Source organism: Flavobacterium sp., assembly GCF_004295795.1.
In the GTDB taxonomy this organism is placed as follows: Bacteria; Bacteroidota; Bacteroidia; order Flavobacteriales; family Flavobacteriaceae; genus Flavobacterium.
The window spans coordinates 54992-74156 of record NZ_SEBR01000011.1; the positions used below are offsets into that span (position 1 = coordinate 54992).

At 48.2% G+C, this 19165-nt stretch carries 12 protein-coding genes; 10 read left to right on the forward strand and 2 right to left on the reverse strand.

All coding sequences use genetic code 11. The features are described 5' to 3' along the window. Window positions 1-38: 38 nt before the first annotated feature. From EOO49_RS10765 to rimO, 3 genes are all read left to right on the forward strand, one after another. Window positions 39-1031 carry a hypothetical protein gene (locus tag EOO49_RS10765; protein ID WP_290845515.1) on the forward strand — a complete coding sequence of 331 codons (993 nt, stop codon included), beginning with the start codon at window positions 39-41 and terminating at the stop codon, window positions 1029-1031. 77 nt (window positions 1032-1108) lie between these two features. Then, a complete protein-coding gene (locus EOO49_RS10770) occupies window positions 1109-2569 on the forward strand; it encodes a transporter (protein WP_290845517.1) in 1461 nt (486 codons plus the stop codon). A 571-nt stretch (window positions 2570-3140) separates the two neighbouring features. Next, window positions 3141-4454, forward strand: a complete 1314-nt coding sequence (gene rimO / locus EOO49_RS10775) for a 30S ribosomal protein S12 methylthiotransferase RimO (protein WP_290845519.1) — start codon at window positions 3141-3143, stop codon at window positions 4452-4454. Between the two features lie 305 nt (window positions 4455-4759). Here rimO and EOO49_RS10780 read toward each other — a convergent pair whose 3' ends face one another. Further along, entirely contained in the window at window positions 4760-5164 is a 405-nt protein-coding gene (locus EOO49_RS10780) for a DUF1573 domain-containing protein (protein ID WP_290845521.1), read from the reverse strand. 149 nt (window positions 5165-5313) lie between these two features. Between EOO49_RS10780 and EOO49_RS10785 the strand changes: the two genes are divergently transcribed. The 3 genes from EOO49_RS10785 to EOO49_RS10795 all read left to right on the forward strand — a co-directional run bounded on the left by EOO49_RS10785 (window position 5314) and on the right by EOO49_RS10795 (window position 8943). Continuing rightward, window positions 5314-6576 carry a HAMP domain-containing sensor histidine kinase gene (locus EOO49_RS10785; protein ID WP_290845523.1) on the forward strand — a complete coding sequence of 421 codons (1263 nt, stop codon included), beginning with the start codon at window positions 5314-5316 and terminating at the stop codon, window positions 6574-6576. A gap of 211 nt (window positions 6577-6787) precedes the next feature. Next, window positions 6788-7465, forward strand: a complete 678-nt coding sequence (locus tag EOO49_RS10790) for a response regulator transcription factor (RefSeq protein ID WP_290845525.1) — start codon at window positions 6788-6790, stop codon at window positions 7463-7465. A 164-nt stretch (window positions 7466-7629) separates the two neighbouring features. Then, a complete protein-coding gene (locus EOO49_RS10795) occupies window positions 7630-8943 on the forward strand; it encodes an ATP-binding protein (RefSeq protein WP_290845527.1) in 1314 nt (437 codons plus the stop codon). Here EOO49_RS10795 and EOO49_RS10800 read toward each other — a convergent pair. Then, a complete protein-coding gene (locus EOO49_RS10800; RefSeq protein WP_290845528.1) occupies window positions 8940-11141 on the reverse strand; it encodes a radical SAM protein in 2202 nt (733 codons plus the stop codon). The genes EOO49_RS10795 and EOO49_RS10800 overlap by 4 nt on opposite strands. A 105-nt stretch (window positions 11142-11246) precedes the next feature. Between EOO49_RS10800 and EOO49_RS10805 the strand changes: the two genes are divergently transcribed. The 4 genes from EOO49_RS10805 to EOO49_RS10820 all read left to right on the forward strand — a co-directional run bounded on the left by EOO49_RS10805 (window position 11247) and on the right by EOO49_RS10820 (window position 19143). Next, entirely contained in the window at window positions 11247-14882 is a 3636-nt protein-coding gene (locus EOO49_RS10805) for a T9SS type B sorting domain-containing protein (RefSeq protein WP_290845530.1), read from the forward strand. A 797-nt stretch (window positions 14883-15679) separates the two neighbouring features. Further along, window positions 15680-17269, forward strand: coding sequence for a bacillithiol biosynthesis cysteine-adding enzyme BshC (bshC, locus tag EOO49_RS10810; protein WP_290845532.1), 1590 nt, complete (start codon window positions 15680-15682; stop codon window positions 17267-17269). A gap of 153 nt (window positions 17270-17422) precedes the next feature. Continuing rightward, window positions 17423-18598: a T9SS type A sorting domain-containing protein gene (locus tag EOO49_RS10815; RefSeq protein WP_290845534.1), complete on the forward strand. Its 1176-nt coding sequence runs from the start codon at window positions 17423-17425 to the stop codon at window positions 18596-18598. 125 nt (window positions 18599-18723) lie between these two features. Continuing rightward, a complete protein-coding gene (locus EOO49_RS10820; RefSeq protein ID WP_290845535.1) occupies window positions 18724-19143 on the forward strand; it encodes a nucleoside-diphosphate kinase in 420 nt (139 codons plus the stop codon). Window positions 19144-19165: the final 22 nt, after the last annotated feature.

Consider the following 19165-nt stretch of genomic DNA (forward strand, 5'->3'; position numbering starts at 1 on the left):
TGGGCTACAAACCCACCTTAAAAAAAATGCACTTCCTTATGAAAACTCACTATTTTCCTACACGTTTAGCTTCGATTACACTGCTCTGTGGTGTATTGGCGCTACTCGCTTCGTGCGGCGCTTCGAGAAGTTCCGCTTCGAACGATGGGATCTATGGGGACGGACGTCAGTATGATTCCCGCCAAACCACCGATTCCGGCTACGGCTACAAACAATATTTCAACTCCATGCAGGACAGCGACGTCATTACCGATGTCGAGCAGTACTCCTCGCCTCAGGACACGGCTTACGCATCTGGTTATGCCGATGGACGTGCTTCGTGGGAAGGTTCTGCCGACAATGTGACCGTCAATGTCTATGACAACAATTGGGGCATGGGTTATTGGAACAATTACTGGTACAGCCCTTACTGGAGTATGGGTTGGGGATGGAACTCGTGGTACGGTCCCGGATGGGGCTGGGGCTGGAACTCCGGATGGGGTTGGAACGGCGGCTGGGGTTCGCCTTATTACGGATACGGCTATGGTTACGGATACGGCGGCTACGGTTATGGATACGGAAACTACTACAACGGCCCACGCGGTGGTCGCGGCTATACGACGCCGGGAAGACGCGATTACGCCGGACGTTCGGCTTATTCGTACGCTGGCGGAAGACGAGGCTCGAACTACAGCACCGGAACCAGAACGTATTCGGGAACAAGAAACTACGGAAACGGCACAAGAAGCTATTCCACGACCGGCACGAGAGATTACTCTACAGGAACGCCTCGACCAAGATTCTCCAACAGCGGAACACGCACCAACGCAGGAACCAGAACCTACAATGACGCAACGCCAAGACCAAGCTACAACCAGACTTCTACACCAAGAAGCAACAACCAACCAACGCGTTCGAACTATTCGACTCCTACGCGAAGCTCCAGCCCTAGCCCATCTTACGGTGGCGGCGGACGTTCCGGCGGAGGAAGCTACGGTGGTGGCGGAGGCGGTGGAAGCCGAGGCGGTGGCGGCGGTGGCGGTCGCCGATAAGCACTGAAGATACTGATACCTATGTTTCAGGGCAATTGCCCGACATAGGTATTTTTTTGAACAAAAATAAAAATGTCATGAAAAAATACATACTTGGATTTGCGGCACTTTTAGCCGTATCGGCGGCTCAGGCTCAGGAATTGTCGAGCGCCGATGGTTTGTTGTACGCTCAGGACAATGTTACGGGAACGGCGAGATTCCGTGCCATGAGCGGTGCTTTTGGAGCTTTGGGAGGCGATCTTTCGGCTATCGGGGTGAATCCTGCGGGTTCGGCGATTTTCAACAGCAGCCTTGTCGGATTCAGCTTGACGAGCTACAACTCGAGAAACAAGGCGAATTACTTCGGATCTTCAAATTCCGACAACTACAACTCTTTCGATGTCAACCAAGCCGGTGGCGCATTCGTATTCGACAATTACAATCCGGATAGCAAGTGGAAAAAATTCGCGATCGCGGTCAATTATGACAACGTCAACAATTTTGACAACGATTACCACATCAACGGTACAAACCCGACGAATTCTGTAGACAGTTACTTCCTGGGTTATGCCAATGGCGGCAGCATGAGCGGATTCGCAGCCGACCAGACCTATCTTGGCTATCAGGCTTTCGTGATCAACGAAACAGGAAACAACGCAGTTCCTTATGCCTCGAACGTTCCGGCGGGCGGCAACTACTATCAGGACTTTTTGATGGAAACGCGCGGCTACAACGGAAAAGCCTCGGTAAACGCATCGGCACAATACGGAGAAAGATGGTTTTTCGGACTCAACGTCAACGCACATTTCTCCGATTACTCAAAATGGGCCAGTTTCTACGAAAGCAACAACAACGATCCCGCAGCCGGACTGCAATGGGTAGAATTCAACAACGAGGTCAGGACTTTTGGGAGCGGCGTCTCGCTTCAGGCCGGAACAATCGTGAAAGTCGCGGCTGGCCTGAGAGCCGGAGTCGCTTACGAAACACCAACCTGGTTGTGGCTCAACGACGATTTGCTGCAGTCGATTTCCTATTCCGATGCAACAAACGGATCAGGTCGTTTTTCGTTGCCGGTAACCGAATACGAAACGTACAAATTGCGCACGCCGGGCAAATGGACGGGAAGTTTGGCCTACATTTTCGGCACACACGGACTGATCAGCGTCGATTATTCGATCAAGGATTATTCGAACATGCATTACGGATCGACCAGTTCGGGCGATAATTTTTACGCCGACCTGAACCAGGAAATCAAGAACACGATGGACGTTGCTAGCACATTGCGCCTCGGAGCCGAAGTTCGCGCGGCCAAGTGGAGTTTCCGCGGCGGTTACAGATACGAGCAAAGTCCTTACAAAGACGATGCGGCGATGGGCGATCTTACAGGATTCTCCGGCGGATTGGGCTACAATTTCGGACGCACTCGCCTCGATTTGGCCTATAGTTATTGGGAACGTGATTTTCAGCAGCGTTTTTTCGCGACAGGACTTACCGATCCTTCTGAAGTCACTTCGAGAAACCACAACGTGACTGCTTCCCTGACTTTCGAGTTCAAATAAAATCACTTTTTTGATAGGAAATCCGTTCTTTTGGGCGGATTTTTTTTTGGAGCTTTTTCCTGCTGCCCGCTTTTAGCTTTCTTCAAAAATGCCGTTTTTGCCGGGTTTGCCAAGAGCTTCCTTCGGTCGCTTTGGCAAACCTGCAAAAAACTGGCATTTTTGGGCGAAAGGCTAACCGCTTGCATCGGGGCTACGGGAATTTGTGGTTTTGGGAGTTGTGGTCTTTGAGTGAAGTCTTTGACTTCGCGAGGTGTGTGGCGGAGTCTGTGACTCCGGAAAATCAACTCGAAACCTACAATTTCCCAACTAAAAGAGATTTCCGGCGACCAGGTTCAGCCCCGATGCAAGCGGTTAGCCTTTCGCAGGAAACAGCCTGGTTTTGTTGACGCGACAAAGCGACCAACGGAAGCTCTTGTCACGTCTTACAAAACCGGTTGTTTGCAAGAAAGCTAGCAGCGGGCAGCGGGATTCGCTGCATAAAAAAATCACAACTTTCCATCTTCGCTTCACAGGATTTCAAAACTTCAAAACTTCTTTCGTACTTTTGCACGCCCAAAACAGGGTTTACCGTATGAGAACCAAAACGTTAAAGAAGAACAAAATCAATGTGATTACGCTGGGTTGCAGCAAGAACGTGTACGACAGCGAAGTGCTGATGGGACAATTGAAAGCGTCCGGGAAAGACGTCGAGCACGAAGCGCCGGCCGAAAACGAAGGCAACATCATCGTGATCAACACTTGTGGTTTTATCGACAACGCCAAAGAGGAATCGGTGAACATGATCTTGGAATACGCCGACAAGAAGGAAAGAGGAATTGTCGACAAAGTATTCGTTACAGGCTGTCTTTCTGAGCGTTATCGTCCAGATTTGGAGAAAGAAATCCCGAACGTAGACCAATATTTCGGAACGACCGAATTGCCGTTGCTACTGAAAGCTTTGGGCGCCGATTATCGCCACGAACTGCTCGGCGAGCGCTTGACGACGACTCCAAAAAACTACGCCTATCTCAAAATCGCCGAAGGCTGCGACCGTCCTTGCTCGTTTTGCGCCATTCCAATCATGCGCGGAAAGCACGTTTCCCAGTCAATAGAGAAATTGGTCAAAGAAGCCACGAATCTGGCGAAAGACGGCGTAAAAGAATTGATTCTCATCGCCCAAGACCTTACTTATTACGGGCTTGACCTATACAAAAAAAGAAATCTGGCCGAATTGCTCGAAGCTTTGGCTGCGGTTGAAGGAATCGAATGGATTCGTCTGCACTACGCGTTTCCCAGCGGTTTCCCGATGGACGTTCTCGAACTGATGAAACGCGAGCCAAAAATCTGCAATTACCTCGATATTCCATTGCAGCACATTTCAGATAAGATCCTGAAATCGATGCGACGCGGTACGACTCAGGAAAAGACGACGAAATTGCTCAGGGAATTCCGCGAGGCTGTTCCGGGAATGACCATCAGAACGACTTTGATCGTGGGTTATCCTGGAGAAACCGAAGAAGATTTCCAGATCCTGAAAGATTGGGTTCAGGAAATGCGCTTCGAAAGATTGGGCTGTTTCACGTATTCGCACGAGGAAAATACACACGCTTATTTGTTGGAAGACGATGTTCCGGCCGACGTAAAGCAACAACGCGCCAACGAGATCATGGAAATCCAGTCGCAAATTTCATGGGACTTGAACCAGGAAAAAGTCGGACAGGTTTTCAAGTGCATCATCGACAGGAAAGAAGGCCAATATTTCGTCGGAAGAACCGAATTTGACAGCCCGGACGTAGACAACGAGGTTTTGATCGACGCATCGAATACCTACCTCAAAACTGGGGAATTCGTCAACATCAGGATCGTCGACGCCACCGAATTCGATTTGTACGGAGAAGCGGTCTAAATAAGAAATAACAAAAAATGTCCTTAGTGAGCGAATCCTTTTCAGTCGATTTGCGCAGTAAGGACATTTTATTTTTAACAGATCAGAGATGCCATCTGACCATTCATCTGTCAATTAGGCAAGTATCCAAAAGCAAAAATCCCCTAAATCCGGTATATTTTCCAATACCTGATTCAAGGGATTTTCTAAGTAAGTGACCTTTGGGCTATTAACCGCTTAAATAATTGAGTGGTGAAAACTCGGTTTCGAGTAGTCGGAAGAATCAAGGGCCGCGTTCAACTTCAGCTCCAGATTCCTATTTGTGTTTAGATGACAGTTCCTTTGAACGTCAGCACTTTCGGAGCGTCTTCGGCATTCGTCGTGACGGTAACCGTTTTGGAAAACGCGCCTTTGGGAGCAGCGTTGTAAGTCGCTTTCACTATTCCGGATTCGCCCGGTTTGATTGGCGTTTTGGTGTAGTCGGCGGCCGTACAGCCACAAGCCGGTTTTACGTTCGTGATGATGATGTCGGTTTTGCCCATGTTCTTGAAACTGAACTCGATTGTTTTTGGCGTGCCTTGCGGAATCTGACCGATTTCCTGTGTGTCGGCTTTCCAGGCGACCGGCGATGCGGTCACAGATTTGACGATCGGATCAACGATAACAGTTTTAGGAGCGAATGACATCAGCGAAAAAGCCGCGGCTACCAAAGTGATTGAAAGTGTTTTCATATTGAAGTTTTTAAAATGGTTGTGGTCAATCGATTTTGATATTCCAAAACTACCTACATAGAATCCCAATCGCTGTTAACCGCTTTCAAATGTTTGTTAACGACTTGTTAACCGGGAATACGCGCGCCTTTTTCGCCTAATATTGCAATATGAAAATCGGGAAACTAAACGCCATCATCATCCTTGGGCTCGTCGCGATCATCGGCATTCTCGTCGCCCAATTGCTTTGGACGAAACAGGCGTATTCACTGGAAGAGAAGAAGTTTTCGCAGAAAGTGCACGTGGCTTTGCTCGACGTCGCCAAACGTCTGTACGAAGGCACAAACAACGATATGCCAAGCGAAAATCCTGTCGTAAAAGTCTCGAACGACTACTATATCGTGAACGTGAACAACGATTTCGAGCCGGACGTTCTCGAGTTTTACCTCAAAGGCGAATTCGAGAAAATGGACATCCACACTGATTTTGAATACGCGATGTACAACTGCCATTCAGATGAAATGGTTTATGGCGACTACATTTCGGTTTCGAACAAAGACAAGACGAAAAAGACGGTTTACTTTCCGAAGCACAAAAATCTCGTCTATTATTTTGCGATCAGATTCCCGAATGAAACGACATATTTGTTCAGCTCGCTCAAGTTCTGGTTCTTTCTCTCCGGCGCGCTCATCATCATTTTGCTGGTTTACGTCTACTCGATCGTGACGATCTTGCAGCAGAAAAAATATTCCGAACTGCAACGCGATTTCATCAATAACATGACACACGAGTTCAAGACACCGCTTTCATCGATTTTGCTGGCTTCGAATTATCTGGCGAAACAAAATCTAATTTCGTCCGATGAAAAACTCAGGAAATACACCGAAATCATCATCAGCCAAAGCAACAAACTCAACAGTCACATAGGCGAGATCCTCACGATTGCCAAGAGCGATTCCGTGCCGCTTGCGATGGACAAAAAGCCGGTTTCGGTACTTTCGGTCTTGACGGAAGTGGCCGACACGATGTATCTCAAACACGAAGATTTACAGCTTTCGGTCGCTTCTGACAAGGATTTCGAAATTTCGGCCGACATTTTCCACTTTACGAACATCGTTTACAACCTCATCGACAATTCCATCAAATATTGCGATGGAAAATCCGTGATCTGCATCCGCTTGACGCAAGAAAACAGCATACTCAAACTTGACTTTTGCGACAACGGAATCGGGATTCCAGCCAACAAATTGTCTGACATTTTCGACAAATTTTACCGCATTCCGAACAAACTTTCCAACGAGGTCACAGGCTTCGGACTCGGTTTGTATTACGTGAAAAAAATCTGTACGTTGCACCAATGGAAGATTTCGGCTCGCAATAATCCTGAAAAGGGCATTTGTGTTTCGATTGGCATTCCTCGCAAAACCGGTTGATTCTCGAACCTTTATTTTGAACCATTATTTTGAACCATTAAGTTCAGTAAGGGAATTAAGATTGGGATTTTGTTCCGATAGTCATTGCGATGGATTTGGGAATTGGAATTTAGAATTTGGGATTTGGGATTTGGTCCCGATAGCTATCGGGATGGAATTGGAATATTGAACAATGAATAACGAACAACGAACAACGAATATTGAAGTTCTGATGCCGCGCATACTCTACGCCGAAGACGACGAAACCCTGGCGTTTCTCACCAAAGACAACCTCGAACAGCAAGGCTACGAAGTCGTGCATTGTGCTGACGGAAATACGTGTTTCGAACATTTCAGCCAGCAGGATTTCGACATCTGCATTCTCGATATCATGATGCCAAAGCGCGACGGATTCGAGCTTGCCGAAGATATCCGAAAGGTCGACGGTCACATCCCGATTATTTTCCTGTCGGCCAAAACCTTGAAAGAAGATCGCATCAAAGGACTCAAATTGGGTGCCGACGATTATCTCGTGAAACCGTTTTCAATCGAGGAATTGGTATTGAAGATCGAGGTTTTTTTGAAGCGTTCGCAGAAATTCGTCGTTTCTGGCAAACCAGATTATAAAGTCGGGAAATTTGCTTTTGACAGTTTGAATTATGCGCTGGTTTTTGATTCCGAGAAAGTCACTTTGACCCAACGCGAGTCGGAACTGCTCAAGTTTTTCCTCGACAACAAAGGCCAGGTCTTGAAGCGCGAGCAAATCCTGAAAGCGCTTTGGGGCGACGACGATTATTTCATGGGCCGAAGCCTCGACGTGTTCATTTCGCGTCTTCGCAAGATTTTGGCTTCAGAAAATGTGGTTATCGAGAACTTGCACGGCATCGGCTTTCGTTTTTCCGACCGATAAACCTTGCGTTCATGCAATCGGGAGCTAAAAGTCCTGAGCCATCGCGGCATTGACGGCGCGTACCAAACTGAGTAACGCGCAACCCGGATATTCAGTTGAAAATATCGCTCGCGCCACTTGGTGCAGTTCGTCGATTTTTCTACATTTAGGCACTGGCAAAAGTTATGGAAAAAGATACGCAAATCTCGAGCAGCAACGAGACGCTTCGAATGCAGGCGCTCAGGGAATACGACATTCTCGATACGCTTGGCGAACAGGATTACGACGATATCACAGAAATGGCCTCGGTCATCTGCGAAGTTCCGATCGCGCTTATAAGTCTCGTGGACGAAAGCCGCCAGTGGTTCAAGTCGCGAAAAGGTCTCGCAATCGACCAAACGCCTCGCGAATACTCCTTTTGCTCTCGGGCCATCCTAAAACTTGACGAGGCTTTGATCGTCGAGGATTCCAGAAAAGACGAGCGCTTCATGCACAATCCCTACGTCTTGGGCGACCCCAATATTGTTTTCTATGCCGGAATTCCATTGGTTTCCCAAAGCGGAATGGGTTTGGGAACGGTTTGCGTGATCGACAACAAGCCGAGGGTTTTGACAGAAAAACAAATCGCGGCACTTAAAATACTTTCTCGCCAGGTCATGAAATTGCTTGAGTTGCGCAAGAGCAACCTACAGCTTTTGGACGCACGCGAAGCGCTGGAAACGATAAACAACGGACTTGAGGACACGATCAACAGGATGGTTGACCAACGCGTTGGGGAAATCGCCGCCCAAAACGAACACCTGGAAAGGATGAACAAGGAACTTCAATCCTTTGCCTATATTTCGAGCCACGATTTACAGGAACCACTTCGCAAAATCCAGACTTTCATGTCATGGATTTCAGAAAAGGAGTCCCATTTGCTGTCTGAGAAAGGGCGCGACTATCTGCAAAAAACGCATTTGGCCTCAGATCGCATGCGAAACCTTATCCAGGATTTGCTTGCCTATTCGCGCACGACGGCCTCTGAGATCGTTTTCGAAAAGCGATCGCTTCAACACATCGTCAACGAAGTCTGCGAGGATCTGATGGAAGAATTCGAGCAAAAGAAAGCGTTGATCCATTTGGATTCGGATGCCGAAATAACCGTGATTCCGTTCCAGTTCAGGCAAATGCTCTACAACCTTTTTTCGAATGCGCTCAAGTTTACCAAATTTGACATCAGTCCGATAATAAATATTTCCGTATCGGATGTCTTACATGCAGATGGCGCGAACTACCACAAGATCAGTGTGAGCGACAACGGCATCGGGTTTGACAACGATTACAACAAAAAGATTTTCGAACTGTTTCACCAACTCCATTCCAAAAGAGGTGAAAACGGAACGGGCATCGGTCTCGCGATCGTGAGCAAAATTGCCGATAACCACAAAGGATTCGTAGAAGCACACAGCAAAAAAGACGAAGGCGCGACTTTCCACGTCTACGTGCCGGTTGCCTAAAGCGAAAGTAGTCCGGCTTCTTTCAACTTTTCCATCGGTTTCGAAAACCAGAACAATTCAAAATCATCCGAGACAAACGTTTCAAAATCGGTTTTAAGCTGGGCGAAAGGCATCGGTTTACCCGAAAATGCCGACAGCGATTCCAGAATCCTGAGCAACCACTCACCTTCTTTCTGGCCAACCTGAACCGTCGTGACCGAACGCCTGTCGTGGAACTCGAGCGAAAGCATCGGCCAAGAATTTCCCTTTTTCGATTTGGTGAAAGCCGAAACGACCGCTCGTTTTCCGATCCAGACGATTTTGGAAGTCGGTTTTGTCTGGAAATCGGAATCGTCCGATAAAGCATCGTGGATGAAGTCCGGACGCACTTTCGTACGCGGAATCCTGAAATCGAACCAATCCTGAAGCTCGTAGTCGAAACAGATTCCGTGCATGTAGTTGAACAGCGATTTCTTGAGTCCGAAGCTGAATTTGTCGTGATCAATCCCGGTTTTGTCCTTGAACGCGATATCGTTGTTGGCGAAACTCCCAACAATGTCCGAATCTGGAACTACGCCAAATTTCGCGGGTTCCAAACCCACCGGACTGTGAGCGGTCATCGCGAATTGGTGCCAAAATCCAGATTGCAGCACGCCGGCTTCGAACAATTGGCGCACCATTTCCAGACTGTCGACGGTTTCCTGAACGGTTTGCGTCGGATAACCGTACATCAGATAGGCGTGTACCAAAACGCCGTTTTCGGTGAAATTCCTCGTGACTTTGGCCACTTGTTCTACCGTGACGCCTTTGTCAATCAAGGCCAGCAATCTATCGGAAGCGACTTCGAGTCCGCCCGAAACAGCGATGCAACCCGAGGCTTTGAGCAATCGGCACAAATCGTAAGCGAAACTTTTCTCGAACCTGATGTTCGTCCACCAGGTCACGGTGAGTTTTCGCTTCAGGATTTCCAACGCCAAAGCGCGCATCAAGGCCGGTGGCGCGGCTTCGTCGACGAAATGGAACCCGTTTTGTCCGGTTTGTGCGATGAGTTCTTCCATGCGATCGCACAAAATCGTGGCCGCGACAGGTTCGTAAATCTTGATATAATCGAGCGAAATGTCACAAAACGTGCATTTTCCCCAATAGCAGCCGTGCGCCATCGTGAGTTTGTTCCAGCGGCCGTCGCTCCACATGCGGTGCATCGGGTTCACGATTTCGATCACCGAAATGTAACTGTCCAAAGGCAAACCGGAATAATCTGGCGTCCCGACTTGGTTTTGTTTGTAATCGTGGCGCAGCGAATCGTTTCGGTAAACGACTTTTCCGTTCTCGAGCAAAAAAGTGCGCTTGAGTTCTTTTCCTGACGGATTTTCGGTCAAGCCGATGAAATCGATCAGCAATTCGACGGGAAGTTCGCCATCGTCCAAAGTGATGAAGTCGAAAAATTGCAACACGCGTGCGTCACTCAGCGAACGCAATTCGGTGTTGGCAAAACCGCCGCCCATCGCGATCCTGATTTCGGGACGATTTTGTTTTAGCCATTGCGCGCATCGGAAAGCCGAAAAAAGATTGCCCGGGAAAGGCACCGAAATCAAAACGAGTTTCGGGTTTTCAGATGCGACTTTTTCGCGCAACACATCGACGGTAATCTTGTCAATGTAAGAAAGCGGTCGCGACAGCTCAAAATAAATTTCGTCGAAAGAGTTCGCGCTTCTTCCCAAACGTTCGGCATAACGCGAGAATCCGAAGTTCTCATCGACACATTCCACGATGAGATCTGAAATGTCCTCGAGGTACAAAGTGGCCAAATGCTTGGCTTTGTCCTGCGTTCCCATCGATCCGAAAGCCCAATCGAGTTCTTCCAATTGAGAGAACCGCGAAGCTTCGGGAAGGAAGTTTTCCTGGCAGATCTGAAGCGCCAAAGTTGGGTTTTTTCCCTGCAGGAATGCGATAACCGAATCGATCGTCGAAATATAATCTTCCGATAAAGCGATTATCCGCTTGACGTTATCGGATAATTCGTCGGGTTTTCTATATTTGACATTGCCAAACAAATCCTCCAAACCGCCCTTGCAAAACACGCGAAGTATTACTTCTATGCCCAAATCGGCCTGCGTAGAAGCGATCTCTTTGGTTTTTAGGAAACCTTTGAGATAAGCCGTGGCCGGATAAGGTGTGTTGAGTTGGGTAAACGGAGGCGTTAACAGCAAAAAATCCATGTGGAGACTTTAAGTCGCAAAAGTAACCGATTTTTTTCGTCGGGCGTAAATTGTGGCAAATCGTCTTTCATCGGAAACCAAAAAACAAACAAAAACAAGGACAAGTTGAAACTATTCTACGCCATTGTGGCTTTGCTTTTTTGTGCGACGAGCCACGCCCAGTACGAAAAATTGCATTCAAAGGACAAACAGGAACGCGATGCCTTTCTGGCCTCGGTCAAACTCGAGGACAGGCACGGACACCTGATCACGAATCTCGAGGAAAAACGCCAGATTTTGCTCAAGCGGCTAAAGGCTTCCGAATCGGCGAAAGCCAGCCAGAGACAAGTGGCGCTGAACGCGGTTCCGATGTGCTCGAATGGTGCTTTCGAGGAATTTACGCCAGGCGGCACTCCTACGTTGTCCAATTTCGCCTTCACTTCGGGAGATGTCTGGAATCCGATGGAATGCCAAACGCTGGAAGGAACGGCGACCGCGGGCATCCAACAGTACAATCCGAATGTTACGGATATCATGGCCACAACCGTTCCGGCCAACCATCTCGATCCTTACATTGGCGACATTGGCGCTTTCGACCAATATGCGCTCAAGATCAACCACCGCGATTCCTACACTTCGGTGAGTAAAGTGCAGGCCAAACGCTTCAAGACAGACAACGAAACCCAATTCAAGTTCAACTATAAGGTCGTGCTTCAGTCGATTGCCGAATCCGGGCACGACAATGAACAACCTTTCCTCAAAGTTCGCGTCATCAAAGCTTCGGGCGCCGTGGTCGATGAATTTTGCCTTATCGGAACACCTACAAACTGCATTTTCAAGCAATATGGCGCGATGGAATCGGATGCGATCATTTTGTACACGCCAAACTGGCAATCGGGCGTGATGGACATCAGTTCAATCGCGAACAACGAGGAATTTACCGTCGAATTCATGGCTTCGCGCTGCGGATTGAACGGCCATTTCGGTTACGCGTACATAGACGACATCTGCTTGCTGCACTCAGACGAAAATCTTCAGGGAAGCATCACGCTCGATCCTTTGTACAAGACTTGTCCGGCGTTGCCAGTGAACGTTTGCGGCAAATTCACGATCCCGAATTCGGGCGGAATTTCGGCTACCGTGCAAAGCATCACGCTCGAACTCAAGAACGAATCCAATGCCGTGGTTTACTCGACGACGCAAAATTCAGGCTTCGACCTGGTCAATAAGACGTTTTGTTTTCCTTTGGTCGCGGCCAATTTTCCGAACGTGACGGCAATGGGTTACAACGTTTCGGTCAAGATCCAATATGGTTTGGTGCAGACGAATTGTTCGGGAACGAATTTCAACATTGCGACAGATGACGACGCGAATCCGGGCTACGACATCTGGTTCCTGAACTGCGCGAATTGTCCGGTTGAGCTCCACACGGCCAACCTTTTCAAATGCGACACCGATCACGATGGAACCGAGGTTTTCAACCTGAACCAACTCAATCCACTCGTCATTGCAAATACGGCCGGACTGACTTTCTCTTATTTTACGACGGTTGCAGATGCGGTCGCGAACACGAATCCGATCACGGCTGCCACAGCTTACACTTCGGGAACGCGGACGATTTTCGTGCGTGCCGAACAAAGCGCGACCTGTTTCAAGATCATCGCTTGTCAGGTCATCGTAAAAAATCCTACGGCGACGATTTCGGGAATTCTGAATGTTTGTGCCGGAAGCACGACCTTGACCGCTTCGCCCGGCGCTTCCTATTTGTGGAGCAATGGTGCGACTTCGTCAAGCATCAATCCGACGGCGACCGGTTCTTATAGCGTAAACGTGACCGACAGTTTCGGCTGCCAATCTACGGCAACCGTAAACATTCCGAGTTCCGGAGTTGCGGCACAACCGAATATTGCACTCACGCATCCTACTTGTTTCAACGATTTCGGAAGTATTACGATCACGTCTCCGGCATCTGAAGTGAGTTTCGACAACGGCGCAACTTGGGGAACGAGTTTGTCACTGGGCAATTTACCTGTCGGATCTTATGTCGTGATCATCAAGACGGTCATGAATTGCATTTCGTATCCGGTAACGGTGACGATCGCGCCTTACCTTTCACCAAGACCAGATGTTTCGGCTGTGAATCCAACGTATTGCGGCGATGTAGGAAGCATTACCGTTTCTACCGTGGCGCCGTTTTACAGCTTTGACGGCGGCGTGACCTGGGTGACGCAGAACACGATGAGCAATTTGCCTTCGGGGATTTATCAGATTCGGGTAAAAGACGCCAATGGTTGTATGTCGAACTACACCAGCGTCGACCTTTTCGGACAATTTTTGCCGATGCCGGACTTTACCGCGTTCAATCCATACTGCGGAAATCTGGGCAGCATCACGATCGACACCCCAGCCGCCGAATACAGTTTCGACGGCGGAAATACCTGGCAAACGAGCAATACCTTGACCGGACTTGTTTCCGGAAGTTATCTGATAAAGATCAGGAATGCGCAAGGCTGTACATCGCCTCACGATTACGTTTACCTCACTGATCTGGAATACACTTATCCGGATTACGCGATCGATCCTCCGGGTTGCGACCATTACGGAAGCGTCACGATCACGACTCCGGGCGATTTCTACAGCTTTGACGGCGGAGCGACCTGGACGACGAATCCGGTCGTGGACAATCTTGGAGCGCCCCAGAATTTTACGGTGAAAGTGAAGAAAGGCAGTTGCGAATCGTTGACTTCCTGGGTGAATTTTTACGGAAATTACCTGCCGCTTCCCGTCGTAAATGACTACGCGCCTTTTATTTGCGATGTATTGAACGATGGAAAACAAAGCGTCGATCTGTCAGATTGGAACGCGAATCTCGTGGCCTCGGTAACCGGTTTGGGCTTCCGATATTTCAGGACGCTCAACGGCGCGACCGGAATCGATGCGAATTCGGAAATCATGAATTTCAACTCCTATTTATTGGACGGCACAAACATGGAGGTTTTCGTAAGAGTGACCGATGCGAACTATTGCCAAAACGTCTGCAAACTAAACTTCAGCCTGCTTCCCACTCCGGTCATCGCCATGGAAAACGAGTATCCGCTTTGCGTCGGGAAACACGTGATTATTCGCGCAGGTGTTTTTGACCGTTATCTTTGGTCGACAGGCGAAACCACAGCGTCGATCGTGATTACGCAAGACGGCGATTATTGGGTTACGGTTTTCGAGAATCACCTGACCGTAAACGGATTGCAGGAATGCGAGACCACGCACAACTTCCACATTTTTTGGTCCGACAAAGCGATCATCACCAATATAGAAACCGAAGATTGGACGTACGACTTCAACGCCTTGCACGTATTTATCGACGGAATCGGCGACTATGAATTTTCGCTCGACAACCACCATTTTCAGGATAGTCCTGATTTTGTCGACTTGCCAAACGGCACCTACACGGTCTATGTAAGAGATAAATTCGGATGCGGAACTGTCGACCAAATCGCGTATTTGCTCATGCATCCCCGATTTTTCACACCTAACGGAGACGGTTTCAACGACTATTGGCAAGTGAAACTCTCGAATACCGAACCCACAATGGTCATCCGGATTTTCGACCGACACGGCAAATTGCTCAAACAGCTTTCGCCTATGGACAAAGGCTGGGACGGAACGTACAATGAAAAACCAATGCCGTCCTCAGATTATTGGTTCACGGTCACGAGAGCCGACGGTCAGGAACATTTTGGGCATTTTTCGCTCAAACGTTAAAACACAAAGGCCGCTCATCTAGCGGCTTTTTTTTGGCTTCTTTTTGTCTTCTCCCGACTTTACACTGAGACTGATTTCAGATTTTCAAACCGCGAATGGGCGAATTTTTATCCGCAATCCGATTCTGATCCAAACGAACTTATCGGCAAGCATTCGCGAATTCGCGGCTAAAAAAACGCTTCTCGCTTTGGAAAACAAGCCGAGATTTTCGAACCGCGAATGGGCGAATTTTTATCCGCAATCCGATTCTGATCCAACCGGACTTATCGGCAAGCATTCGCGAATTCGCGGCTAAAAAAAACGCTTCTCGCTTTGGAAATACAAGCCGGGATTGTCGAACCGCGAATGGGCGAATTTTTATCCGCAATCCGATTCTGATCCAACCGGACTTATCGGCAGGCATTCGCGAATTTGCGGCTAAAAAAACGCTTCTCGCTTTGGAAAACAAGCCGGGATTTTCGAACCGCGAATGGGCGAATTTTTATCCGCAATCCGATTCGGATCCAACCGAACTTATCGGCAGGCATTCGCGAATTTGCGGCTAAACATTTCGTCGGAACACCGCGGCAAAAAGTATCGGCGTTCGATAGATTGGATTCAAAAAACTCCCGAAGACGAAAGTAAAATCCATAAAAAAAAGAAAGTTTACCGGCATTTGGATTTCGTATTGAGGTTTGTAGGCGGCAAACTCTGGAAAAAGCACAAAAAATTGACCAAATGCACTCGTCACAAATCTTTCCCTATGGGAAAAGACGGCGGGAATCTTTTCGTATTTTTACGGCAATTTTCAATTCACTATGCCAAGCGACTGTATCAGCTACCAGGATTCGGGTTATTTTTCGTCTTTGATCGTCGATTACCTGAACCAAAAATTTGAACTGAAAAATTGGTACAACCGCTTTCCGGCACTCGGGAATTTCGAAGATCAGATTGCCGAAAAAGCACGGAATTTTCCTGCTGGAAACCGTCAGATCCTTGTCGACTCGCTGACCAATCAATACAAGGATTTTGATGTCTCGGATGCGACGAAAGCCAACATCGAATCGCTGGCAAAAAACACGACCTTTACCGTCACGACCGGCCATCAGCTAAACCTTTTCACCGGACCGCTTTACTTTCTCTACAAGATCATCTCGGCGGTGAACCTTTCCAAAACGCTCAGGGAAAAACATCCCGAAAACGACTTTGTTCCCGTGTATTGGATGGCGACCGAAGACCACGATTTCGAAGAAATTTCATATTTCAATTTCCACGGGAAAAAATTCCGTTGGAACCGTGAAAGTTCGGGCGCAGTGGGACGTTTGTCTACCGAAGGTCTGGAAAGCGTGCTGAAGTTGTTCCAAATGGAACTCGGCCCGTCTGAAAACGCGAAAAAAATCGCGCAACTTTTCCAGAAAGCTTATCTGGATCACGATAATTTGGCCGATGCCACGCGCTGGCTCGCCAACGAACTCTTCGGAAGTTACGGCCTCGTGATACTCGACGGTGACGACAAAAATCTCAAACGCGTTTTTGCACCTTTCGTCAAACAGGAATTGACAGATGGAATTGCGTTCAAAAACGTATCGGAAACCATCAAAAATTTCGGGAATTACAACGTTCAGGTGAATCCGCGCGAGATCAATCTTTTCTATTTGGACGAAAAATTGCGCGAGCGGATCGTTTTCGAAAACGGGAAATATTTCGTGAACGAGACTTCGATCGCTTTTTCGCATGCCGAGATTTTGTCGGAAGTGGAAACTCATCCTGAGAAATTCAGTCCGAACGTCATTATGCGCCCACTTTACCAAGAAGTCATTTTGCCGAATCTTTGCTACATCGGAGGCGGAGGCGAAATCGCGTACTGGCTCGAACTCAAAGCTTTTTTCGACGCCGTGGATGTGACTTTCCCGATGCTCCTGATTCGGAATTCGGTCTTGCTCGCCTCTGAAAAACAGGCCAAAAAAGCCGATGGTCTGGGCTTGAGTTGGCAAGATCTTTTCTTGAAACAATCGGAGCTCGTCAACAGAAAAGTGTCCGAAATTTCAGAATTTCCTTTGAATTTGCTTCCGCAGAAACTGGCGCTCCAAAAACAATTTGCCGACCTTTTTGCCTTATCGGAACAAACCGACAAATCGTTCTCGGGCGCAGTAAAAGCCCAGGAGACCAAGCAGCTGAAAGGTCTGGAAAACCTCGAAAAGCGACTGCTGAAAGCCCAAAAGCGCAAACACGCCGAAGAACTCGAGCGGCTCATGAATCTTCAGAACGAACTCTTTCCGTTCAAAAGCCTTCAGGAACGACAGGCGAATTTCTCTGAATTCTGGTTGGCAGAAGGCGAAAACCTGATCCCGAAGTTGCTTTCGGAACTCGATCCACTTGCCCAAATCTTCAATATTGTAACGATTTAAATTACAACCACTCAATTTTTATCGCAATAAAATAAGGAGTTGACAAAGTTTTCAACACGAAAACGTTTGCGTGGATATGTCAGGGATTATTCATTTACGAAAACGATTACTTTCGCGACTGTAACTTTTAATCTTTCTAAAAATCAAGTCCTTATGGTAAAAAAATTACTCTCGCTTTTTGTTTTCCTGATCGCTTTTTCAGGCTATTGCTTTGACAATATCAGCCTTACGGGACCGGCAACCGGACCAACCGGCGACTGGGGAATCGACGTCTTCATGACTACGACGGACGGCATCAATTACACGTTGGCCAATCACACTTTCGTTTCCGGCGAACTTAAATTCCGAAAGAATTCAGACTGGAATTTCGCCTACGGCTACGCAACCGCTCCAGGCTTCCCAAGCGGCACTGGCACGACTCCGGGAACCAATATCGCGGTTACGGCAGGCACTTACAACGTGACCTTCAACATCAATACGCTGGCTTATTCGTTTACCGCCGGCGTTCCACAGTTTCCCGTGATCAGTCTTTACGGAACTTCCACCGCCAATTCAGATGTGATGTTGAGCACGACAAACGGTATCGACTACCTGATCAAAAGCGTGACTTTCACAGCCGGAAACGTGAAATTTCGCCGCAATGGGAATTGGACGCAAAACTGGGGCGCATCCGCATTTCCTTCCGGAACCGGCGTTCAGAACGGCCAGGACATTCCTATGCCGGGCGGAACTTACAACATCACCTTCAATTTCAACACCGGCGCTTATGGCTTTACGCCAACATCTGTAGCGATGATCGGAGTTGGCGGACCTTCGGGAAGTTGGGATGTGGACGCGCCGATGACGACTACCGACGCGATTCACTACACTATAAACAACGTTACGATTGCCGGCGGAATGATGAAAATTCGCGACAACGGAACCTGGGCAGTTCAGTTTGGAGCGGCCGGCGCTGCGGGATCGAACGCTTTTCCGACAGGATTTGCGGTGCAGAACGGATCTGACATGGCGACACTTGCCGGAACTTACAACATCACTTTCAACCGCACGACTTTCGAATATAGTTTCCAGAACGCTCTTGGCGTTTCGAGCGCCTCGAAAAAAGTGTTCTCGGTGGCTCCGAATCCGGCGAATGAGAATTGGACGATCACTTCTGATGGCGCAATCGGGAAGGTGTCGGTGTACGACGTCACTGGAAAATTGGTGAAAAGTCAAGCATCCGACCAAAACACAATGACCATAGACGCGTCTGACCTTTCGAAAGGAATCTATTTCGCAAAAGTGATTTCGGGATCGGCAAATGCCACTCTGAAACTCATCCGAGAATAAGGCGACTGATTATCAACAAAATCCCTGATTGTGCTAAATAGTCAGGGATTTTGCATTTGATTGAGATTCTTGCTTTTTTAATCGACGAATTCGACTTACTTTTGCGCCAAATTTAAAAATACACTATGGCAACTAACAGAACTTTTACGATGATCAAACCGGATGGTGTCGAAGCTGGCAACATCGGAGGAATCCTCAATATGATTACAGAAGCGGGTTTCAGAATCGTTTCGTTGAAATTGACGCAATTGACAAAAGCTGATGCAGAGCAATTCTACGCAGTTCACAACGCACGTCCGTTCTTTGGGGAACTCGTCGAATTCATGACCCGCGGACCAATCGTTGCCGCAATCCTTGAAAAAGACAATGCGGTAGAAGCTTTCCGTACTTTGATCGGAGCTACGAACCCGGCTGACGCTGCCGAAGGAACAATCCGTAAAAAATACGCGAAATCTATCGGAGAAAATGCCGTTCACGGATCGGACAGCGATGAGAATGCCGCTATCGAAGGCGCTTTCCACTTTGCCGGACGCGAGCAGTTTTAAGAAAGTTGCAGTTTGCAGTTGC